The organism is Aeromonas rivipollensis (assembly GCF_037811135.1).
GTDB classification, from domain to species: domain Bacteria; phylum Pseudomonadota; class Gammaproteobacteria; order Enterobacterales; family Aeromonadaceae; genus Aeromonas; species Aeromonas rivipollensis.
Map to the genome: position 1 here is coordinate 1967045 of NZ_CP149130.1, position 20279 is coordinate 1987323.

Annotated in this window: 20 protein-coding genes, 1 tRNA gene and 1 other RNA gene; 2 read left to right on the plus strand and 20 right to left on the minus strand. The window is 62.9% G+C overall.

The window, feature by feature from the left end; all coding sequences use genetic code 11:
- Window positions 1-41 precede the first annotated feature (41 nt).
- The 20 genes from nuoM to mepA all read right to left on the minus strand — a co-directional run bounded on the left by nuoM (window position 42) and on the right by mepA (window position 19040).
- Complete coding sequence (gene nuoM, locus WIR04_RS08980; RefSeq protein WP_338892044.1) at window positions 42-1559, minus strand: NADH-quinone oxidoreductase subunit M; 1518 nt, start codon at window positions 1557-1559, stop codon at window positions 42-44.
- Window positions 1560-1627: 68 nt separating this feature from the next.
- Entirely contained in the window at window positions 1628-3475 is a 1848-nt protein-coding gene (gene nuoL, locus WIR04_RS08985) for an NADH-quinone oxidoreductase subunit L (RefSeq protein WP_338892046.1), read from the minus strand.
- Window positions 3472-3780: an NADH-quinone oxidoreductase subunit NuoK gene (gene nuoK, locus WIR04_RS08990; RefSeq protein WP_041205926.1), complete on the minus strand. Its 309-nt coding sequence runs from the start codon at window positions 3778-3780 to the stop codon at window positions 3472-3474. The genes nuoL and nuoK overlap by 4 nt, the downstream gene beginning before the upstream one ends.
- Window positions 3777-4328: an NADH-quinone oxidoreductase subunit J gene (nuoJ, locus tag WIR04_RS08995; RefSeq protein ID WP_005324244.1), complete on the minus strand. Its 552-nt coding sequence runs from the start codon at window positions 4326-4328 to the stop codon at window positions 3777-3779. The genes nuoK and nuoJ overlap by 4 nt, the downstream gene beginning before the upstream one ends.
- A gap of 9 nt (window positions 4329-4337) precedes the next feature.
- Window positions 4338-4880 (minus strand): NADH-quinone oxidoreductase subunit NuoI, encoded by a 543-nt coding sequence (gene nuoI, locus WIR04_RS09000; RefSeq protein ID WP_025327221.1) that lies wholly within the window; start codon window positions 4878-4880, stop codon window positions 4338-4340.
- A 7-nt stretch (window positions 4881-4887) separates the two neighbouring features.
- Window positions 4888-5856, minus strand: coding sequence for an NADH-quinone oxidoreductase subunit NuoH (nuoH, locus tag WIR04_RS09005; RefSeq protein WP_338892049.1), 969 nt, complete (start codon window positions 5854-5856; stop codon window positions 4888-4890).
- Complete coding sequence (gene nuoG / locus WIR04_RS09010; RefSeq protein ID WP_338892051.1) at window positions 5853-8582, minus strand: NADH-quinone oxidoreductase subunit NuoG; 2730 nt, start codon at window positions 8580-8582, stop codon at window positions 5853-5855. Before nuoG ends, nuoH begins: the two co-directional genes overlap by 4 nt.
- A 58-nt stretch (window positions 8583-8640) precedes the next feature.
- Window positions 8641-10008 carry an NADH-quinone oxidoreductase subunit NuoF gene (nuoF, locus tag WIR04_RS09015; RefSeq protein ID WP_338892053.1) on the minus strand — a complete coding sequence of 456 codons (1368 nt, stop codon included), beginning with the start codon at window positions 10006-10008 and terminating at the stop codon, window positions 8641-8643.
- On the minus strand, window positions 10005-10547 hold the full coding sequence (nuoE, locus tag WIR04_RS09020; RefSeq protein ID WP_246866556.1) for an NADH-quinone oxidoreductase subunit NuoE: 543 nt from the start codon (window positions 10545-10547) through the stop codon (window positions 10005-10007). Before nuoE ends, nuoF begins: the two co-directional genes overlap by 4 nt.
- Window positions 10548-10612: 65 nt before the next feature.
- Complete coding sequence (gene nuoC / locus WIR04_RS09025; protein ID WP_267966679.1) at window positions 10613-12418, minus strand: NADH-quinone oxidoreductase subunit C/D; 1806 nt, start codon at window positions 12416-12418, stop codon at window positions 10613-10615.
- A gap of 2 nt (window positions 12419-12420) precedes the next feature.
- Window positions 12421-13095 carry a NuoB/complex I 20 kDa subunit family protein gene (locus WIR04_RS09030; RefSeq protein ID WP_025327215.1) on the minus strand — a complete coding sequence of 225 codons (675 nt, stop codon included), beginning with the start codon at window positions 13093-13095 and terminating at the stop codon, window positions 12421-12423.
- Window positions 13096-13124: 29 nt separating this feature from the next.
- Window positions 13125-13529, minus strand: a complete 405-nt coding sequence (locus WIR04_RS09035; RefSeq protein WP_025327214.1) for an NADH-quinone oxidoreductase subunit A — start codon at window positions 13527-13529, stop codon at window positions 13125-13127.
- Window positions 13530-13787: 258 nt separating this feature from the next.
- On the minus strand, window positions 13788-14666 hold the full coding sequence (locus WIR04_RS09040) for a MotB family protein (protein WP_041204280.1): 879 nt from the start codon (window positions 14664-14666) through the stop codon (window positions 13788-13790).
- Complete coding sequence (locus WIR04_RS09045) at window positions 14641-15399, minus strand: flagellar motor protein (RefSeq protein WP_025327212.1); 759 nt, start codon at window positions 15397-15399, stop codon at window positions 14641-14643. The genes WIR04_RS09040 and WIR04_RS09045 overlap by 26 nt, the downstream gene beginning before the upstream one ends.
- A 443-nt stretch (window positions 15400-15842) precedes the next feature.
- A non-coding RNA gene (locus WIR04_RS09050) (RtT sRNA) lies at window positions 15843-15972 on the minus strand.
- Between the two features lie 54 nt (window positions 15973-16026).
- Window positions 16027-16114, minus strand: a tRNA-Ser gene (locus WIR04_RS09055).
- Between the two features lie 177 nt (window positions 16115-16291).
- Window positions 16292-16909 (minus strand): TPM domain-containing protein, encoded by a 618-nt coding sequence (locus tag WIR04_RS09060; protein WP_338892059.1) that lies wholly within the window; start codon window positions 16907-16909, stop codon window positions 16292-16294.
- 20 nt (window positions 16910-16929) lie between these two features.
- Window positions 16930-17652, minus strand: coding sequence for a TPM domain-containing protein (locus WIR04_RS09065; protein WP_338892061.1), 723 nt, complete (start codon window positions 17650-17652; stop codon window positions 16930-16932).
- Window positions 17649-18254, minus strand: a complete 606-nt coding sequence (locus WIR04_RS09070; protein ID WP_338892063.1) for a LemA family protein — start codon at window positions 18252-18254, stop codon at window positions 17649-17651. Before WIR04_RS09070 ends, WIR04_RS09065 begins: the two co-directional genes overlap by 4 nt.
- Window positions 18255-18296: 42 nt before the next feature.
- Window positions 18297-19040 (minus strand): penicillin-insensitive murein endopeptidase, encoded by a 744-nt coding sequence (gene mepA, locus WIR04_RS09075; RefSeq protein WP_106886596.1) that lies wholly within the window; start codon window positions 19038-19040, stop codon window positions 18297-18299.
- Window positions 19041-19203: 163 nt separating this feature from the next.
- On the opposite strand from mepA, the gene WIR04_RS09080 reads away from it, so the two are divergent.
- Both WIR04_RS09080 and WIR04_RS09085 read left to right on the plus strand, forming a co-directional pair.
- On the plus strand, window positions 19204-19746 hold the full coding sequence (locus WIR04_RS09080; protein ID WP_338892066.1) for a hypothetical protein: 543 nt from the start codon (window positions 19204-19206) through the stop codon (window positions 19744-19746).
- Window positions 19747-19990: 244 nt separating this feature from the next.
- Complete coding sequence (locus WIR04_RS09085) at window positions 19991-20236, plus strand: RNA recognition motif domain-containing protein (RefSeq protein WP_005327768.1); 246 nt, start codon at window positions 19991-19993, stop codon at window positions 20234-20236.
- The last annotated feature ends 43 nt before the right edge of the window (window positions 20237-20279 follow it).

Genomic DNA, 20279 nt, shown 5'->3' on the forward strand with positions numbered 1-20279 from the left:
TCCCGGTGTGGACAAGGAAAGGGAGAGAGAAACAGAGGGCATCATTGCAGTGCTCCTGTGGCTGGCAGCGCGTACCAGTGCAGCACGCTCAGCAGGCTGCTGCTGGCGGTGTCGAGCACGGGTTGCGGGTAGAGACCGAGCAGCACCAGCAGACCGGCGATGGTCAGCATCATGGCCAGCTCCCGTCTGTCCAGGCCCTTGAGGACACTCTCGTCCTTGGGGGCACCGAAGCAGGCGCGCTGCAGCATGATGAGGGAGTAGACCGAGGCCAGCACCAGGCCGAAGGTGGCGATGATGGTGATGATGGGGGCCACCTGGAAGCTGCCGATGAGGATCAGGAACTCGCCGACGAAGTTGCCGGTGCCCGGCATGCCAAGGGAGGCCACCGAGAAGAACAGCATGACGCCGGGCAGGTAGCGCAGCCGACCCCAGAGGCCGCCCATCAGGCGCAGGTCCCGGGTGTGCAGCCGCTCGTAGAGCTGGCCGCACAGGATGAAGAGACCGGCGGCGGAGAGGCCGTGGGCTATCATCTGCACCACCGCCCCTTGCAGGGCCAGCTCGCTGCCCGAATAGATGGCGATCATCACGAAGCCCATGTGGGAAATGCTGGTGTAAGCCACCAGACGCTTGATATCGGTCTGGGCGAATGCCAGCAGGGCGCCGTAGACGATGCCGAAGAGGCCAAGGAGCATGGCGTAGGGGGCGAACTCGGCGGAGGCCTCCGGGAACAGCGGCAGGGTGAAGCGCAGCAGGCCGTAGGCGGCGGTTTTGAGCAAGATGCCCGCCAAGTCCACAGAACCCGCGGTCGGTGCCTGGCTGTGGGCGTCCGGCAACCAGCCATGGAGCGGCACCAGCGGCATCTTGACCGCGAAGGCGATGAAGAAGCCCAGCATCAGCAGCCACTGCACGCCCTTGCTCATCGGGGTATTGAGCAGGTCGAGGTAGTTGAAGGTGAAGACACCGGTTGCGGCGTGGTGGGTCAGCACCAGCCCGAGGATGGCCACCAGCATGATGAGGCCGCTCGCCTGGGTGTAGATGAAGAACTTGGTGGCTGCGTTGATCCGGGATTTACCGTCGGTGACCGAGTGGCCCCAGAGTGCGATCAGGAAGTACATGGGAACCAGCATCATCTCCCAGAAGAAGAAGAAGAGGAACAGGTCCACCGCCATGAAGACGCCGAGCACGCCCCCCAGGATCCACAGCAGGTTGAGGTGGAAGAAGCCGATGCGCTGCACGATTTCCTTCCAGGAGCAGAGGATGGCCAGCACACCGATGAAGCTGGTGAGCATCACCATCAGCAGCGACAAGCCGTCTACCGCCAGGTGCAATGAGATGCCGAAGCGGGGGATCCAGGGTTGCTGCCACTCGGCCGCCCAGACGGGGAGGCCGGGGTTCGCGAGGGAGAAGTCACCCCCCAGCCAGATGGCACCGGAGAGCACCAGGCAGGCGCTCATGGAGAGCAGGGCTACCCAGCGAACGAATTGTCCGCCGAGCCGCTCCATCTGCCAGCAGAGCAAGCCGCCGATAAAAGGAATTAACAAGATCCAGAGTAAGGTCACGATATCAGCTCTCGTCTAGGTTCTAGTCGGGCAGGCCCCGGGCCTGCCACACATATTGGGCTCATGGATCAGCCGAGCAGCAGCAGGGCCAGGATCAGGGCGGCGCCCATCCCCATGGAGGCGGCGTACCAGCGCAGCTTGCCGGACACAGTCCAGGCCAGCAGCTGGTGGCCACCCTGGGCCAGCACGGCGGGCAGGTTCATCATCCGATCCAGCGGGTCCTTGCCGAGCAAGCGGGTCACCAGCAGGTAGGGCTTGACCCAGATCCAGTCATACAGCCAGTCAAAGCCCCAGGCATTGAACCAGAGGGTGCTGAGCGCGCGGCCGGCGGCACTCTCGGCGATCCCCTTCGCCAGGCGACGTTCGCCGAGGAAGAGGAAGGCGGCGAGCGCAATGCCTGCCACGGCGATGGCGCCGGAGAGGATCTCGAGGCTGTGACGTCCCTCTTCGATATGATCCCCCGGGCCTGCCGGCAGTACTCCGGCGAGCGGCGGCACTATCAGGGCACCCACACCGGTGGAGAGCACCAGCAGCACCAGCAGCGGCAGCTGGTGGGCCAGGCCGTGGCCTTTGTGCGCCTGCGTCTGCGCCTTGCCGTGGAAGGCGATGAAGATGAGGCGGAAGGTGTAGAGGGAGGTCAGGAAGGCCCCCGCCAGACCGGCCCACAGCAGGGCGCTCTGGCCACTGGCCTGCACCTGCCAGAGGATGGCGTCTTTACTGTAGAAGCCGGCGGTGACCAGCGGCAGCGCGGCCAGGGCCGAGCCCCCCACCAGGAAGCAGGCATAGACCAGCGGCAGACTCTTGCGCAGGCCCCCCATCTTGAAGATGTTCTGCTCGTGGTGGGTCGCGACTATGACGGCACCGGCGGAGAGGAACAACAGCGCCTTGAAGAAGGCGTGGGTCATCAGGTGGAAGATGGCCCCTTCCCAGGCACCGACCCCCAGGGCCAGGAACATGTAGCCTATCTGGCTCATGGTGGAGTAAGCCAGGATCCGCTTGATGTCGGTCTGTACCAGGGCGGCAAAGCCTGCCAGCACCAGGGTGATGGCACCGACCAGGGCCACCAGATGGAGGATCTCCGGGGCCAGCAGGAAGAGGCCGTGGGTGCGGGCGATGAGGTAGACACCGGCGGTCACCATGGTGGCCGCGTGGATCAGCGCCGAGACCGGGGTCGGACCCGCCATGGCGTCTGCCAGCCAGGTCTGCAGGGGCAGCTGGGCGGATTTGCCGACCGCGCCGCCGAGCAGCATCAGGCAGGCGAACGACAGGGCAGGGGAGCCCTCGGCAAACATCGCGGGGGCGCGCACCAGCAGCTCGTGGATGTTGAGGGTGCCGAGCTCGCGGTAGAGCACGAAGAGCCCGATGGCGAGGAAGACGTCACCGACCCGGGTCACCACGAAGGCCTTGAGGGCAGCGGCGCCATTGGCGGGATTGCGGTAGTAGAAGCCGATCAGCAGGTAGCTGCACAGCCCCACCCCTTCCCAACCCAGGTAGACGAACAGCAGATCATCGGCCAGTACCAGGAACAGCATGCTGGCGATGAAGAGGTTGGTGTAGGTGAAGAAGCGGGAATACCCCTCTTCCCCGCGCATGTACCAGGAGGCGAACAGGTGGATGAAGAAGCCCACCCCGGTCACCACCCCCAGCATGGTCAGCGACAGCCCATCCAGGGAGAGGCGGAAGGCGGGCTGGAATTCGCCCACCGACATCCACTGCCACAGGGTCTGGGTATAGACGCCGCCTTCCGGCATGTTGCCGAGAAAGTCGATGCCAACCCAGAGGGTGGTCAGGGCCGACAGGCCTATGCTGCCGACACCGATGAGTGCCGCGCTGCGCTCGCCGAGACGGCCGATGGAGAAGGCCAACAGCAGCCATCCCAGCAGGGGGAATAGGAAAGTCAGATATAGGAGGCTCATCCGCGCATCTCGCTCACAGTGTCCACGTTCAGGGTGTGGTAACGACGATAGAGCAGCAGTAACAGGGCGAGGCCGATACTGGCCTCCGCTGCCGCCAGAGAAATCACCAGTATGTACATGATCTGGCCGTCGGCCTGGGCCCAGCGGCTACCCGCCACCACGAACGCCAGCGCGGACGCATTCATCATGATCTCGATACTCATGAGGATAAACAGCAGGTTGCGGCGGATCAGCAGACCGCACAAACCGATGCAGAACAGAATTGCCGCGAGCAGCAAGCCGTGCTCCATGGGGATACCACTCATTGCTGACCTCCTTCCTGGGATGGGCGAGCGGTGGGTTTGGGGACGGAAAGCACTTCCCCGCTCTTGTCTTCACGGCCAAGGTGATAGGCGGTGACCAGACCCGCCAGCAGCAGTATGGAGGCGAGCTCCACCGCCAGCACATAGGGACCGAACAGGGCGATGCCGACCTCTTTCGCACTGACGTCGGTCAGGCCGAGTTCACCGCCGGTGACCCCGAGGATGCCGTAGGCCAGGAAGCCGAGCAGGATGAGGGAGAGCAGGGCAGGCCCACCCCAGGTCATGGGGGTGAGCCAGTTGCGCTCCTGATCCTGGGAGGAGCCCAGGTTCAGCATCATCACCACGAACACGAACAGCACCATGATGGCGCCAGCGTAGACAATCACCTGCAGGGCGCCTGCGAAGGAGGCTCCCAGGCAGAAGAAGATCATGGCCACGGCGATGAGCGAGATGATGAGATTGAGCAGCGCGTGCATGGGGTTGCTGGTGCTGATGACCCGCAGCGTGCTGTAAACGGCGACCAGGGCCGCGGCATAAAATGCCAGTTCCATGATTGACTCCTAGGGCAGCAGGCTCTTGACATCGATGGGCTTGGCTTCGTTCTCGGCATCCCCTTTGGGCTTGCCGTCGATGGCCATCCCGCTCATGCGGTAGAAGTTGTAGTCCGGGTATTTGCCGGGGCCGCTGATCAGCAGATCTTCCTTCTCGTACACCAGGTCCTGGCGGCGATACTCGCCCATCTCGAAATCCGGCGTCAGCTGGATGGCGGTGGTGGGGCAGGCCTCTTCACACAGGCCGCAGAAGATGCAGCGAGAGAAGTTGATGCGGAAGAACTCCGGGTACCAGCGACCGTCGTCCCGCTCCGCTTTTTGCAGCGAGATGCAGCCGACCGGGCAGGCCACGGCGCACAGGTTGCACGCCACGCAGCGCTCGTCACCGTCCGGATCCCGGGTCAACACGATGCGGCCACGGAAACGGGGCGCGGCATAGACCTGCTGCTCCGGGTAGTTCAGGGTCTCGCGGGGGCGCCAGGCATGGGAGAAAACCATCCCCAGACTGCGCAGTTGGGTGCCAACACCCTTGATAATGCTCGTAATTTTCATTGGTGCCTCACTGCACGTTCATAAGCACGACGGCGCCGGTTACCAGCATGTTGAGCAAGGTAAGCGGTAAGCAGACTTTCCAGCCAAAGGACATCACCTGATCAAAGCGCGGGCGGGGCAGGGAGGCCCGCAGCAGGATGAAGAACACCATGAAACAGGCGGTCTTCAGGGCAAACCAGATGAAGGGCGGCAACCAGGGCCCGTGCCAGCCACCGAAGAAGAGGGTCACGATGAGGGAGGAGATCAGCACTATGCCGATGTATTCGCCCACGAAGAACAGACCCCACTTCATGCCCGCGTACTCGATGTGATAGCCGTCGGCGAGCTCCTGCTCGGCCTCCGGCTGGTCAAACGGGTGACGGTGGGTGACGGCAACCCCGGCAAACAGGAAGGTGATGAAGCCCAGGAACTGGGGGATCACGTTCCACAATCCGGCTTGCGCTTCGACTATATCCCGCAGGTTGAAGCTGCCGGTCTGGATGACTATCCCCATCAAGGAGAGGCCGAGGAACACCTCGTAGGAGAGGGTCTGGGCCGAGGCGCGCAGGCTGCCGAGCAGGGAGTACTTGTTGTTGCTCGACCAGCCGGCAAAGAGCACGGCGTAGACCGCCAGCCCTGCTATGGCCAGGATGTAGAGCAGCCCCACGTTGAGATCCGCCACGCCCCAGGTGGGGGTGATGGGCACCACCGCAAACGCCAGGATGAAGGCGGTAAAGGCGATGATGGGGGCCAGCACGAAGATCCGGCGATCCGCGAAGGGCGGGATCCAGTCCTCCTTGAAGAACATCTTGACCATGTCGGCTGCCAGTTGCAGCAGGCCGAAGGGACCCACCCGGTTGGGGCCGTAACGGTCTTGCCAGAGTGCCAGCAGACGGCGCTCGATGAAGCTCATGAAGGCGCCAGCCCCCACAATCCCCACCAGCACGATCAAGGCTTTGCCTACCTCCAGCAACAGATCGATCCGCTCATTGCTCATGCGATGGCCTCCTGCAAGTCAGTCACATAGGCCTGGTGCAGCGCAGTCGGCAGACCATGGGCGCCCAGGGGCAGGCCGAGCAGACCCGGTGCCAGCCGTTCGCTGATCCGCAGGGTCAGCCGCCAGTGGTGACCACCCCAGGAGAAGGCCACCAGATTACCGGCATGAAGGGCCAAACGGGCGGCATCGGCCGGGTTCAGCACCAGCTCGGGATCCCCCATGCGGGCCTGGATGACGGGGCTGCGCGCGGAGAGCTCGTCGCCACCGAACAGCTGGTCATAGCTCACCACTTGCAGCGCCGCTTGGGCGGTGAAGGGGGCGGGAATGGTGTCGAACCAGCCGAGGGACTCGCTGCCCGGCTCCAGCAGGCGACGACCGGGATCGCCGGCCCGCAGGTTGCCACCCACCTCGTCCTGGAACTTGTTCCAGGCGGAGGGAGAGTTCCAGCCCGGTGCCCAGGCGAACGGCACCTGTTGCATCGGCTGGCGGGCACCGGCGTAGCCTTCCATGGAGAAGTTGAAGGGGGAGTCGGGGTCTTGCGCCACACGGGGCTCACTCACGTTCTGATCCGCCAGCATGGAGGTGCGGCCGCTGTAGCGGTGCGGCTCGCGGGCGAGCTTCATGCCGCGGATGCGCAGCCCGGCATTGGGGGCGGCTTCGCGCATGGTGGCCAGGAGCGGGGCAGAGGCGGCGCAGGCCGCACTCACCTCGTCGAAGCTGCTCCAGCGCGGGGACTTGCCATTCAGCGTGCCTTGCAGCGCGGCCAGCCAGCGCCAGCCTTCGCGCACCTGGATGTCGGCGTCGTAGAAGGCGGGGGCATAGACCTGGAAGAAGCGCTGGGCACGGCCCTCCATGTTCACCACAGTGCCATCGGCCTCCGCAAAGCTGGCGGCAGGCAGCACCAGGTGGGCCTGCTGGGCGGTGCGGGTGTCCTGATGATCCACCACCAGCAGATGCTGCAGGCGCTTGATGGCGGCATCGACCCGGTTGCGGGGGGCGCGGCGATAGAGATCGTTCTCCAGGGTGATCAGCGCAAGGGACTCGCTCCCTTCGATGCGCTCGAGGGCGGCTTCCAGCGGGGCGGCGTTGCCGGCCAGCATGGCCAGCCCCAGGCTGTTGGCCTCCTGGGCCACCAGTGCCAGATCAACGCTCTGACCACGACCCTTGAGGGCGTGGGCTATGTTGCTGGCCGCCTCGATCAGCGCCTGGCTGCGGGCACCGGAGCCTGCGATGATGAGCGGCTTCTTGGCGTTACCGAGCAGCTCGGCCCAGCGGGTCGCTTGAGCCAGCTGATCGGCGTCCAGATCCTGCGGGGCAGGGGCGGAACCGTCGAGCAGGTGGGCGATGGCAAAGCCGAGGCGGGCCTGATCGGCGTGAGGGGCATGCAGTGTATCGGCGGCCACGTCGTCGAGACGGGTCTGATCCAGGCTGGTGATGAGCAGCGGATAACGCTCATTCTGAGCGAGCGTCTGCACCGCGGCGACCTGCCACAGATCCACCTTCAGCTTGCGGGCGATCTCGCGTCCCTTGCCCTTGACTGCCTGACGCAGGGCCAGGCTGATCCGGGCGGCCGTCTGGGTGACATCTTCACCCAGCACCAGCACGGCGTCGGCCTCTTCCATATCACGCAGGCTGGGGGTACGTACCCCGCCCTGGTGCAGGACATGCAGCATCTTCTGCAGGCAGGCCCATTCGCTCTGCTCGACGCCAGAGTAGAAGTTGGCGGCGCCCACCAGCTCGCGCAGGGCGAAGTTGCTCTCGAGCGAGGCGCGGGGCGAGCCGATGCCGATGATGCCGCTTGCGGTGCGCAGGGCATCGGCGGCGCGGTTGAGGGCGCCATCCACAGTGATGGCCAGCTTGTCATTGCCATCCTGAAGCAGGGGCTGGCGCGGGCGGTCGGCCTGGTTGACATAGCCGTAACCGAAGCGGCCACGATCACAGAGGAAGTAGTGGTTCAGGGCGCCGTGGAAGCGGTTCTCGATGCGGCGCAGCTCGCCATAACGCTCCCCCGGGCTGATGTTGCAGCCGACCGAGCACTGCTGGCAGATGCTGGGGGCAAACTGCATGTCCCACTTGCGGTTGTAGCGCTCGGAATGGGTCTTGTCGGTGAAGACGCCGGTGGGGCAGACCTCCACCAGGTTGCCGGAGAACTCACTCTCCAGGGTGCCGTCCTCGACCCGGCCGAAGTAGACGTTGTCGTGGGCGCCGTAGACCCCCAGATCCTCGCCGCCGGCGTAATCCTTGTAGTAGCGCACGCAGCGATAGCAGGCGATGCAGCGGTTCATCTCGTGGTTGATGAAGGGGCCGAGATCCTGATTCTGGTGGGTGCGCTTGGTGAAGCGGTAGCGGCGGCTGTTGTGGCCGGTCATTACCGTCATGTCTTGCAGGTGGCAGGCGCCACCCTCTTCGCACACAGGGCAGTCGTGGGGGTGGTTGGTCATCTGCCACTCCACCACCGTCTTTCGAAACTCCTTCGCCTCTTCGTCCTCGATGGAGATATAGGTGCCATCGGTGGAGGGGGTCATGCAGGACATGACCAGGCGGCCGCGCTTGTCGTCGGCATTCTGATACTGTTTGACCGCACACTGGCGGCAGGCGCCGACGCTACCGAGCGCCGGGTGCCAGCAAAAATAGGGGACGTCCAGACCCAGCGACAGACAGGCTTGCAGCAGGTTATCTGCCCCGTCTACCTCGAACTCTTTACCGTCTACATGAATGGTTGCCATACAACTTCCCTGAAACCTGTTTTGTGAAATCGGCTATTGCCCGATGCGTTCTGGCGTATTACCAGCGCTCGCCCAGCAGATTGGGCTGGATACCCTTGAACAGCTTGTGATTGTCATGGGGGGCCTTGACCCCGGCCTCGAACTCGGACCGGAAGTACTTCATCGCACTGCCAAGGGGCTCGACGGCGCCAGGGGCATGGGCGCAGAAGGTTTTGCCGGGCCCCAGGAAGCTGACCAGCTGCTCCAGGGTGGCGAGATCCTCGGGTTGGCCTTCGCCTCGCTCCAGGGCCCGCAGGATCTTGACGCTCCAGGGCAGGCCGTCGCGGCAGGGGGTGCACCAGCCGCAGGATTCGCGCGCGAAGAACTCTTCCATGTTGCGCAAGAGTCCAACCATGTTGATGCTGTCATCCACCGCCATGGCGAGGCCCGTCCCCATACGGGTGCCGACCTTGCCGATGCCACCGGCATACATCTGGGCATCCAGGTGTTCTGGCAGCAGGAAGCCGGTGCCGGCGCCGCCCGGTTGCCACGCCTTGAGGCGATAGCCGGGTTTCATGCCGCCGGCATAGTTCTCGAACAGTTCGCGGGCGGTGATGCCAAAGGGCAGCTCCCACAGGCCCGGGTTGTTGACCTTGCCGGAGAAGCCCATCAGCTTGGTGCCATGATCTTCCGAGCCTGGCAGCGCCAATCCCTGGTACCACTCGACGCCGTTGCCGATGATGGCGGGCACGTTGCACAGGGTTTCGACGTTGTTGACGCAGGTCGGCTTGCCCCAGACGCCGGAGACGGCGGGGAAGGGGGGCTTGGCGCGCGGGTTGGCGCGGCGCCCTTCCAGGGAGTTGATGAGCGCCGTCTCTTCGCCGCAGATGTAACGCCCTGCGCCGGTGTGGACGAACAGCTCGAAGTCAAAGCCCGACCCCAGGATGTTCTTGCCGAGCAGGCCGGCGGCCTTGGCTTCTTCCACCGCACGGCGCAGGTGGATGGCGGCATCGACATATTCGCCACGCAGGAAGATGTAGCCGCGGTAGGCCTTGAGGGCCCGGGCACTGATGATCATCCCCTCGATCAGCAGATGGGGCAGTTGCTCCATCAGCAGCCGGTCTTTGTAGGTGTTCGGCTCCATCTCGTCGGCGTTGCAGAGCAGGTAACGGATGTTCATGCTCTCGTCTTTGGGCATCAGGCCCCACTTCACCCCGGTGGAGAAGCCAGCGCCGCCGCGGCCCTTGAGGCCGGCGTCCTTGACGGTGCCGACGATCTCGTCAGGGCTCATCTGACTCAGTGCTTTGCGGGCCGCATCGTAGCCTTGCTTGCTCTGGTATTCGTCCAGCCAGACTGGCTGGCCGTCATCGCGCAACCGCCAGGTGAGCGGATGGGTCTCGGGGGCACGGGCGATGCGGTTGGCGGTGCCAAAGGATGCCAAACTCATGGATAAGCCTCCAGGGTCTTGAGCAGGCTGACGGCATCGAGCCCGCCGTAGGTATCGTCGTCGATCATCAGCGCCGGCCCTTTGTCGCAGTTGCCGAGGCAGCAGACAGGCAGCAGGGTGAAGCGGCCGTCAGGGGAGGTCTGGCCGGGGGCCAGATCCATGACTTCTTTCAGGCCGGCCAGCAGCTGCTCGTGGCCGTTGATGTAGCAGACCATGCTGTCACAGACACGGATGATGTGGCGGCCTACCGGCTGGCGGAAGATCTGGCTGTAGAAGGTGGCGACCCCTTCCACGTCGCTGGCAGGGATGCCGAGCACGGCGGCGATGGCGTGGATGGCACCGTCCGGCACCCAGCCGCGGGCCTGCTGCACTATCTTGAGCGCTTCTATGCTGGCGGCGCGGGGATCTTCGTAATGGTGCGTCTCATGCTCTATGGCATCGCGCTCGGCCTGGCTCAGGACGAAGTCGTCCCCCTTGCTCTGGCATGCGCTCTGGCCCGCGTTGGACGATGTATTCTTGCACTGACATTGCTGGCTCATGAACTTAACCTTTTGTCGTTTATTCTTCTTGTCCCGTTGCGCCCTGGTGTGGGCGCGGCGGGGACTTAACGATCCACATCCGACATGACGAAATCGATACTGCCCAGGTAGACGATGAGATCCGACACCATCTGGCCACGGATCACCGAGGGGATCTGCTGCAGGTGGGCAAAGCTCGGGGTGCGGATCCGGGTCCGATAGCTCATGGTGGAGCCGTCGCTGGTCAGGTAGTAACTGTTGATCCCCTTGGTCGCCTCTATCATCTGGAAGGACTCGGCGGCCGGCATCACCGGGCCCCAGGAGACTTGCAGGAAGTGGGTGATCAGGGTCTCGATGTCTTGCAGGGTGCGCTCTTTGGGCGGCGGCGTGGTGAGCGGGTGATCCGCCTTGAAGGGGCCCTCCGGCATGTTCTTCATGCACTGTTCTATGATGCGCATGCTCTGGCGGATCTCCTCGATGCGCACCGTGGCTCTGTCATAAGCATCCCCATTGCTGCCCACCGGCACCTCGAACTCGAACTGATCGTAGCCGGAATAAGGGCGCCATTTGCGCACGTCGAAGTTGAGGCCGGTGGCGCGCAGACCGCCGCCCGTGGTGCCCCAGGCAAGCGCCTGCGCCGTGTTGTAGGCGGCGACGCCTATGGTGCGACCGCGCAGTATGCTGTTGCGCATGGCGGCCTTTTCATACTCCATCAGCCGCTTGGGCAGCCAGCTCAGCAGGTTGTCCTGGATGAGGCGGGCCCAGCCGGTGGGCAGGTCGTGGGCCACGCCGCCGATGCGGAACCAGGCCGGGTGCATGCGGGCGCCCGTGATGGCCTCGATGATGGTGTAGATCTTCTGCCGGTCGGTGAAGGTGAAGAAGACCGGCGTCATGGCCCCCACGTCCTGGATGTAGGTCCCAAGGAACAGCAGGTGGCTCTGGATGCGGAACAGCTCCGCCATCATCACCCGGATCATGTCGACCCGGTTGGGTACCTTGATCCCCGCCAGCTTCTCGACCGCCAGCACATAGGGCAGGTTGTTCATCACCCCGCCCAGGTACTCGACCCGGTCGGTGTAGGGGATGTAGCTGTGCCAGGACTGGCGCTCGCCCATCTTCTCGGCACCGCGGTGGTGATAGCCGATGTCGGGCACGCAGTCGCGGATCTCTTCCCCGTCGAGCTGCAGCACCAGGCGGAAGGCGCCGTGTGCCGAGGGGTGGTTGGGGCCGAGGTTCAGGAACATGTAGTCCTCGTTCTCGTTGCCCCGGGCCATGCCCCACTCTTCGGGCTTGAACAGCAGGTTGTCCTGCTCCTGATCCTGCTTGACCGCATCGAGCATGAAGGGATCGAACTCGGTGGCGCGGGCCGGGTAGTCCTTGCGCAGCGGGTGTCCCTGCCAGCTCTTTGGCATCATGATTCGGGTGAGATGGGGGTGACCGTCGAAGGTGATGCCCATCAGATCCCAGACTTCCCGCTCGTACCAGTTGGCGTTGGGGAAGTGGCGGCTGACGGTGGGCAGGTGCAGATCGCTCTCCATCAGCGGCACCTTCAGCATCACATCGGCGTTACGGTCGATGGAGATGAGGTGATAGAAGACGGTGAAGTCGCTGCCCGGCAGGCCGTGGCGATGGCTGCGCATCCGCTCGTCGGTGGCGCTGAGATCAAACAGCATCACGAAGGGGGAGGGGAGCTTTTGCAGGAAGCCCATCACGTCCAGCAGCAGATCGCGGGAGAGCCAGATCACCGGCACCCCGGTACGGGTGCTCTGCACCGTGAAGCGCTCGGCACCGAAGTGGGCAAAGAGTTCGCCGACCACCTGGGCATCGGCGTGATCCGCTGTCTGCCCCTGGGCCATGGTGTAGTTGCTTGGGAATTCTCGAGTCAGTTTCATGGTCAGATCTCATCCGGCGTGCGCAGGTTGGTGACTTGGATGCGCTCTTCCCGCTTGCGATCCTTCTCGGCCTGCATCTGGGGACGGTAGATCCCCTGATCGCCCACCACCCAGGAGAGGGGGCGGCGCTCCTTGCCGATGGAGTCCTGCAGCAGCATCAGGGCCTGCAGGAAGGCTTCGGGACGGGGCGGGCAGCCCGGAATGTAGACGTCGACCGGCAGGAACTTGTCCACCCCCTGCACCACTGAATAGATGTCATACATGCCGCCCGAGTTGGCACAGGCGCCCATGGAGATGACCCACTTGGGTTCGAGCAGCTGTTCATAGAGGCGCTGGATGACAGGCGCCATCTTGATGAAGGGAGTACCGGCGATCACCATGAAATCCGCCTGACGGGGCGAAGCCCGGATGACTTCGGCGCCGAAGCGGGCCACGTCATGGGGGGAGGTGAAGGCGGTACACATCTCCACGTAGCAGCAGGAGATGCCGAAGTTGTAGGGCCAGAGGGAGTTCTTGCGGCCCCAGTTGACGGTGTCTTGCAGCACCTCTTCGAGGCGCCCGATCATGATGCCGCGGGTCGCCTGCTGCGCCAGCGGGTCATCGACGGTCTGGCGCTGTTCCTGGGGGTAGCGCTCAACGGGCGCATCCGGGTCAATCCGGGTCAGGGTGTACTTCATGGTGCAACCTCAAAGGGATAATCGGTAAATCAGTCTGGCTTCTTGTCAGTCAGGACGCGTTTCTTCGGGGCCCAGTCGAGGGCACCGATGCGCCACAGGTAGATGAGGCCTACCAGCAGCAGGGTGATGAAGATGGTGGCTTCGATAAAGCCGACCCAGCCGCTTTCCCGAACGGAGACGGACCAGGCGAAGAGATAGAGCGCTTCGACGTCGAAGATGACGAAGAACATGGCGACCAGATAGAACTTGGCGGAGAAACGCAGACGGGCATTGCCGACGGAATCTATGCCGGATTCGAAGGGCCTGTTTTTGGCACGGCCATAGGCTCGTCCCCCCAGCAAGGCCGCGACGCCTATCATGGTCAGGCAGATGCAGATGGCCCCAATGACATAGACAGCAAAGGCCCAATGCTGGACAGCAATATCAGCAAACATAGGAGTTTTCCCTAACCGAATTAATCATGTGACTTAACAAGGATGCTACGTATTATGCCAGTTCCATACTGATTTACATGTCATTTCAAAGGATTAATTATTAATCACTGGGAGGAAAATCGCGTTTTGCTAGCGGGGTCAATTTTCTCATTTGAGAATCATTTTCAATTGCTTTTACGCGGTGGGGAAAACAGCTGATTCGCTTGAAAAATAAACTAATCGACAAAACGAAAGACCCCGCATGGCGGGGTCTTTTCATCAGGGGGCGAGGAGGGGGAGGGCTTGCTCCGCCGCCTTGCCCTGGGAGAGCACTATCTCCACCCGGCGGTTGGCCTGGCGATGGGCCGGGGTGTCGTTGGCAAAGCGGGGCTGGGTGTCGGCAACGCCCTGGGCGATGACCCGCCGCGAATCCAGCTTGGGGTTGGTGAGCAGGGTATGGACAATGGTGGCCGCCCGCAGCACCGACAGCTCCCAGTTGTTGCGATAGAGCTCCACCGGCGCCTGGGAGTTGTCGGTGTGGCCGGTGACCACCACCATGCCCGGAATATCGGCCAGCACATCGGAGACCTTGTTGACCAGGGGGATGAACTGGGGCTGCAGGAAGGCCGAATCGGCGGGGAACAGGGTCTTCTCGCCGATGCGGATCACCAGCTGGCTGCCGAGCTGCTCCACCTCGATCTCCTGGGATTCAATCTGGCTCTTGAGCTGCTGCTGCAGTTTTTGCTTGGTGACAGTGGCCCAATCCTGCTCCTTGGTCTTGTGCGGCCATGACTCGGTGGCGCTGGGCTTCTCCGAGGCGCCTATGGTCTCGTTGAAGGGGTCGGCCGCGGCGGCCGGGCTCTGGGTGTCCAGCAGCTCCTCCTTCTGGGAGGTACCCGGCGTGGTCTTGGACTCAGGCTCCAGTATGCCTGTCCCCCCCTGCATCACGGGAGAGCCCGCGGGCAGAGAGATGAGACCTATCTTGCCAAGAGACTCGATAAAGCCCTGGATCAGCACCCGGGTCTCCGACTGCTTGGCCATGGCGAAGGAGTAGAGCACCACGAACAGGGCAAACAGCAGAGTCATGAAGTCGGCATAGGAGACCAGCCAGCGCTCATGGTTCTCCGGTGCCTCAGCCTTTTTCTTTTTCGCCACCATGGCCTCCGAGGTAGGGTTCAAGGGTCACTTGCAGCCGCTGTTGTGACTCGCCGTCCACTATGCAGAGGATGCCGGTCAGGGTCATCTCCTTGTAGTGGCGGATCTGGTGGGCGAATCCCTTGTAGCGGTTGCCAAAGGGCAGGAAGATCAGGTTGGCGGCACCGACCCCGTAGATGGTGGCGATGAAGGCCACCGCGATGGCACCACCGAGTTTGTCCGGCGCATCCAGCAGCCCCATGGCGTGAATGAGACCGAACACGGCCCCGACTATCCCCATGGTCGGGCAGTAACCCCCCATGGCTTCGTAGAACTTGACGGTCTGCTCGAGATCTTCCTGCTCGAACTCGATCTCGTTTTCCAGCACCTCGTGGATCTTGGTCTTCTCGTAGCCATCCACCATCATCTGCACCCCTTTTTTCAGGAAGGGATCCTTGATGTCATCGATCATCCCCTCCAGCGCCAGCATGCCGCTGCGCCGGGCGTTGCCTGCCAGGGTCTCCAGCAACTGGGCCTGCTCCAGCATGTCGAGGCGCAGGGGAGAGATGAGCCACTTGAAACGCTTGAAGGTCTTGCCGACCACGGAGAAGGGGAATTGGGTCAGGGCGGCACCCACTGTGCCCCCGATCACGATGAGAAAGGCGGGGAGATCGAGCAGGGCACTGGGGTGTCCCCCCTCGATGATGTTGCCACCCAGGATGGCAGCCAGGGCCAGCAGCAAACCAATAAGACTCATTTGTCCATATCCCTATGCGTTGTGTGTGGCTAGTGTAGCCATTTAACTATCAGTTTTTCAAAACGAAATACAATCGGTGAGCAATATCCGGGAGCTAACCGACAAGGGCCCACCCTCCTGTGTCGGCCCGAGTCGCGGGATCATGAGGGCTGGCGGGCGCCAACATGGCAGCAAGGAGGTAACCGGGTATCCTGGCGCCTTGGTGAAGTGGAGAGAGATTGTGCCGGCAGGTTGTTGATGAAGAGTGGTGGGCGAGGAGTGGTGATGATGGAAAGTGGTTCTATGTGGCGGCGGGTCGGGATTGACTCGCGCCATCCCTGGCGCTCGCCCCGCGGGCAGCCTGCGGCTGTCCTGCCCCCTTGTCGAACCAGGGTTAGAACCGAGCCGCCCATCACCGGATAAAGTAAAAGGGCCTGTCTTGCGACAGGCCCTTTTACTTTATTTGGCGGTGAGGGAGGGATGATTCGCCACTGCGTGGCTCACCCCTTCGGGGCGGCCTCTGGCCGTTCATCGCGGCAAGCCGCTCTGCTCGAACCCAGGCGAGGGTTCTCACCCTCCCTCTATGGGCATCAGATTTTGCTGTGCCACCAGATGCAAAAAACCGACCCTGAGGTCGGTTTTTCAATTTGGCGGTGAGGGAGGGATTCGAACCCTCGATACGTTGCCGTATACACACTTTCCAGGCGTGCTCCTTCAGCCACTCGGACACCTCACCAAATTTTGGTCTGTGGATTAACGTGTTCAGCTAACACGGTATTCGCTGCGCTGTTGCGCTGGAACGGGGCGTAATTTAGGGGAAAGTTGACTCGGGGTCAAACACTTTTCCCCTTATTTTTCAGAATCTTTATCGAATGCCTATCCCTTGCACAGAATGCCGGTTTTTTAAGCCGCCTCAGGGTTTGTCCAAAATGATCAGGCTGTCGGGCAACTCGTTTTGATCCCGGGTCGCCGGAAACGCATCGGTCAGGATGGCGCTGGTGCGATCCACGCACTCGAGGAAGCCCTGCTCCACCTCCTTGTTGCGTACCCGCACCACGAAGTCGTCGATGATCCGCTGCCACTGATCGTTGTCTATGTGCTGGGCTATGCCGTCATCCACCAGGATCTCCACATAGTGCTCCGCCACCGAGACGAAGATCAGCACCCCGAGCCGGTCGCGGGTGCGGTGCAGCCCCTGCTCGACAAATTGCAGGCGGGCCATCAGTGCCGCCCTGTGCTGACGCACTTTTTTCGGGATCAACCGCATCTTGATGGGGGTCCAGTGGAACAGCAGGCTCAGCAGCAACCAGACCGACCACTGTACCAGCAGGATCTCGTACCAGCCGAGCCAGAAGCCGAGCTGGAACACCAGCAAAGGGGTGAGCATGGCCAGCAGCGCCGCCCACAGGGTCGGGATATAGCGATAGCCATCGCTGGCGGGGGCCAGCACTGTGACCAGCTCGGCGTCAGTCTCTAGCTCCGCTTCGCGCACCTTGGCCTGAAGCGTGTGGAAGAACTGTTTAGAAATCATGATTTGTCTCTTTACTCCTGTTACCAACCACCGGAGGCTCCGCCACCGCCAAAACTGCCGCCACCACCGCTGAATCCGCCGCCAGAGCGACCACCAAAGGAACCGGCACCAAATCCACCGGCCATGTAGGCCGCCCGACGTCGTCCTCCCGGCCCACCGCCGCCACCGCGCAGGTTGTGCAGCACTATCATCGCAATCACCACCAGAATAAACAGCCAGGGGCCGCCATCGCTGTCACTCTTCGGCTGCTCGACCGGCTGATACTCTCCGGCGAGTGCCTGCATGATGCCCTGGCTGCCGGCTACCACGCCGGCCACCATGTCGCCGCGCTTGAAGGCGGGCAGGATCCGGGTCTGGATGATGTTGGCGGCAATGGCATCGGGCAGGGCGCCCTCCAGGCCATAGCCTACCTCGATGCGCACCTTGCGCTCATCCTGGGCGATCAGCAGCAGCACGCCGTTGTCCTTGCCCTTCTGGCCTATGCCCCAGTGGCGACCGAGCTGGTAGCCGTACTCCTCTATGGTCTCCCCATCGAGGCTGTCGACGGAGACCACCACCAGCTGGATGCCGCTGCGCTTCTCGAAGGCCGCCAGCTGCTGGGTCAGCTGGTGGGCCTGTTTGCGGGACATCAGGGCGGCCTCATCCACCACACGCCCGCTCAAGGTTGGAAAGGCCGGGGCGGCTTGCAGCGCTGCCGTCCAGAGCAGCAGCAAGGGGAGCAGCGCGCGCAACATCATCGTCATTGGAAGCTGACCTTGGGCGCCTCATCGGCACCGGGCTTGGCGCTGAAACTGGGTTTGGCCTCGAGATCCGAATAGAGCAGCTTGGACCAGATGACCCCCGGGAAGGTACGGATCTCGGTATTGAACTGGCGTACCGCCTCTATGTAGTCGCGCCGCGCCACAGCGATGCGATTCTCGGTGCCTTCCAGCTGGGCCTGCAGGGTCAGGAACTGTTGATCCGCTTTCAGATCCGGGTAGCGCTCGACCACCACCATCAGGCGGGAGAGGGCGCTGGAGAGCTGATCCTGTGCCGCCTCAAAGGTCTTGAGCTGGGAGGGGTCACTCACCTGCAGGCTGCCGACCCGGGCGCGGGCATCGGTGACTGCCTTCAGGGTCTCCTGCTCGTGGCTGGCGTACCCCTTGACGGTGGCCACCAGGTTGGGAATGAGATCGGCGCGGCGCTGATACTGGTTCTCGACCTGGCCCCAGCTCGCCTTGACCTGCTCATCCAGGGTGGGGATGTTGTTCATGCCGCACCCGGTCAATCCCAGCAGCAGGGTGAAAGTCAGCAGGCACTGGGTGGCCCTGTGCCGGAGTGAAGTGGCCATCTTGTTGTTCTCCATTGAAATTTCTGGTGGATATCGGCTCACCATAGCAGCTTGTGGTCAACCCTCACAACGCCTCGGTAAGACGGGGGCACGGTAGCTCATGGAGACCTTGGGCAACTGGGGCTTGTCCTTGAGCCAGGAGGCCAGCTCGGCATCGCAACCGTTGCCGGGTGGGATGGGGGCCTGGGGCTGGCAATCCGGGCTGTTCGCCGGGCAGCGCAACCTGACGTGGAAGTGGCTGAAGTGGCCGACCCAGGGGCGCAGCTTGGCGACCCAGGGTTCATCGGCCGCCCGTTTGCACACCTCGGCCTTGATGACGGGGTTGACGAAGATGCGCGCCACCTCGGGCTTGCTGGCGGCGAGGCGCAGCAGATTGAGCTGTTGGGGGCCAAAGCGCCCCGGCAGCATTTTGTAGCTGGGCTCATCGATCAGCGCCCACTCCTTGGGGGCGTCCTGCTCCCATTTGCTGATGGGGCGGTTTGCCATCCGGAACCAGATGTCGGCGTCGAGGCCGGTCTGGTGGCTGCGATGGCCGGAGGTGAAGGGGCCGCCCCGCGCCATGGCGAGATCGGCGATATAGAGATCCGGCATGCCGGCCAGCCTGGTCTGGTTGGCCAGGCCCTGCAGGTAGTGAATGAGATCGGGGTGACCGTAATAGCGCAGCCGCTTGGTGCGGATCACCTGATAACCGGGTCCCGTCAGCGGCAGGGATACGCCGTTTTTCAGACAACCGGCCGCGTAGCCGCCGATGGCTTCTGCATAGAGGGCGCTGGTGGTGAACAGCAGGGCAGTGGCGAACATGGGACTCCTGAAGATGGCGGGCTCAGACAGCCCCAAGCATACCAAGAGTGGCGGCCAGTCGTCATCCGCGCCGCCGTGCCGGTTGCAACCCATGGGCGGGCTCGCGCACAATGCGGGCCAACACAGGGCGGCAGGGCCGTTTCCATCATGTGAGGAGGATGAAATGAGAGTCAGTGAACTGGCATCACGGGGGGGAGTGAACTGGCTGATGCCCCCGGCGCGGCGCTTCTACGGGGTCATGATCTGCCTGTTGCTGGCGAGCCTGGGGACTGTGGTGGCCGCGCTCTTGCTGGGTTATCCCGAGATGGGGCTGCTGCCCTGGGTCGGTCTGGTGTTTGGCGGCATAGTGCTGGTGATGATGGTGCTGCCGCGCAACTGGCAGCGCTGGCGGTTGGCGGAGATCGCCTGGGACGACCATCATCTCTATCTGCTCAACGGTGGCGAAGACAGGGCCCTGGCCCTGCCGAGGGCGGCACTGGTGGGCATAGAGCGGGATCGCAAGGTGGGGCACGACGGTCAGTGGCTCGACTTCAGCCTGGATCTGGGGCTGGATGGGGAGACCCTTGCCGACGCCACCGCCTTGCTGGGTCTGACCCGGGAAGGCACCCATGAGGTGGCCCCCGGTGTCTATCGCTTCGGTTTTAAACGGGCCTGGCACAGCCGCCGCGCCCTGAGCAGCTTGTTGGCCGCGCTGCAACCAGTCTGACTATTTTCTCGACAATCTATCGCAAAGCTCAGATACTCCCTCTGATTCGAATTGATCTTTCCTGCCCCGATAGTCCAAGAGATCAACGACTTGGGCCTCGAGGCAGGGAGTGCCACGGCATGATGCCATGGCTGGTCCGGCAGGGGGGTTGTGCCCTTACTCCAGGTCGGTGGATGCATAGAGAAGGCACCTTGAATCGAGAGTGGATGGCATGAAGATTTACGTAGGTAATCTGTCGTACCGGATGACGGCCGACGAACTGACAAATGTGTTCAGCCAATTTGGGCAGGTAGACAAGGTCGATATCATCATCGATCGCGATACCGGTCAGTCCAAGGGGTTTGGCTTCATTGAAATGCCTGTCAACGGGGATGCCGAGAAGGCCATCGCCGAGTTGCACGGCACCGAAATAGGTGGCCGTACCATCACAGTCAACCAGGCCAAACCGAAGACAGATGCACCTCGTGGTCGCCCCCAGCGCCATCGTTGAATCGTCTCGATAACGAAAAACGGCATGGAGCAATCCATGCCGT

Bases quoted from the DNA above. Each gene is read 5' to 3' on its own strand.
- nuoL (WP_338892046.1), bottom strand. From the start codon at position 3,475: ATGAGCCTCCTATATCTGACTTTCCTATTCCCCCTGCTGGGATGGCTG.
- nuoK (WP_041205926.1), bottom strand. From the start codon at position 3,780: ATGAGTGGTATCCCCATGGAGCACGGCTTGCTGCTCGCGGCAATTCTG.
- nuoJ (WP_005324244.1), bottom strand. From the start codon at position 4,328: ATGGAACTGGCATTTTATGCCGCGGCCCTGGTCGCCGTTTACAGCACG.
- nuoI (WP_025327221.1), bottom strand. From the start codon at position 4,880: ATGAAAATTACGAGCATTATCAAGGGTGTTGGCACCCAACTGCGCAGT.
- nuoH (WP_338892049.1), bottom strand. From the start codon at position 5,856: ATGAGCAATGAGCGGATCGATCTGTTGCTGGAGGTAGGCAAAGCCTTG.
- nuoG (WP_338892051.1), bottom strand. From the start codon at position 8,582: ATGGCAACCATTCATGTAGACGGTAAAGAGTTCGAGGTAGACGGGGCA.
- nuoF (WP_338892053.1), bottom strand. From the start codon at position 10,008: ATGAGTTTGGCATCCTTTGGCACCGCCAACCGCATCGCCCGTGCCCCC.
- nuoE (WP_246866556.1), bottom strand. From the start codon at position 10,547: ATGAGCCAGCAATGTCAGTGCAAGAATACATCGTCCAACGCGGGCCAG.
- nuoC (WP_267966679.1), bottom strand. From the start codon at position 12,418: ATGAAACTGACTCGAGAATTCCCAAGCAACTACACCATGGCCCAGGGG.
- WIR04_RS09030 (WP_025327215.1), bottom strand. From the start codon at position 13,095: ATGAAGTACACCCTGACCCGGATTGACCCGGATGCGCCCGTTGAGCGC.
- WIR04_RS09035 (WP_025327214.1), bottom strand. From the start codon at position 13,529: ATGTTTGCTGATATTGCTGTCCAGCATTGGGCCTTTGCTGTCTATGTC.
- WIR04_RS09040 (WP_041204280.1), bottom strand. From the start codon at position 14,666: ATGGTGGCGAAAAAGAAAAAGGCTGAGGCACCGGAGAACCATGAGCGC.
- WIR04_RS09045 (WP_025327212.1), bottom strand. From the start codon at position 15,399: ATGAGTCTTATTGGTTTGCTGCTGGCCCTGGCTGCCATCCTGGGTGGC.
- WIR04_RS09060 (WP_338892059.1), bottom strand. From the start codon at position 16,909: ATGATTTCTAAACAGTTCTTCCACACGCTTCAGGCCAAGGTGCGCGAA.
- WIR04_RS09065 (WP_338892061.1), bottom strand. From the start codon at position 17,652: ATGACGATGATGTTGCGCGCGCTGCTCCCCTTGCTGCTGCTCTGGACG.
- WIR04_RS09070 (WP_338892063.1), bottom strand. From the start codon at position 18,254: ATGGAGAACAACAAGATGGCCACTTCACTCCGGCACAGGGCCACCCAG.
- mepA (WP_106886596.1), bottom strand. From the start codon at position 19,040: ATGTTCGCCACTGCCCTGCTGTTCACCACCAGCGCCCTCTATGCAGAA.
- WIR04_RS09080 (WP_338892066.1), top strand. From the start codon at position 19,204: ATGAGAGTCAGTGAACTGGCATCACGGGGGGGAGTGAACTGGCTGATG.
- WIR04_RS09085 (WP_005327768.1), top strand. From the start codon at position 19,991: ATGACGGCCGACGAACTGACAAATGTGTTCAGCCAATTTGGGCAGGTA.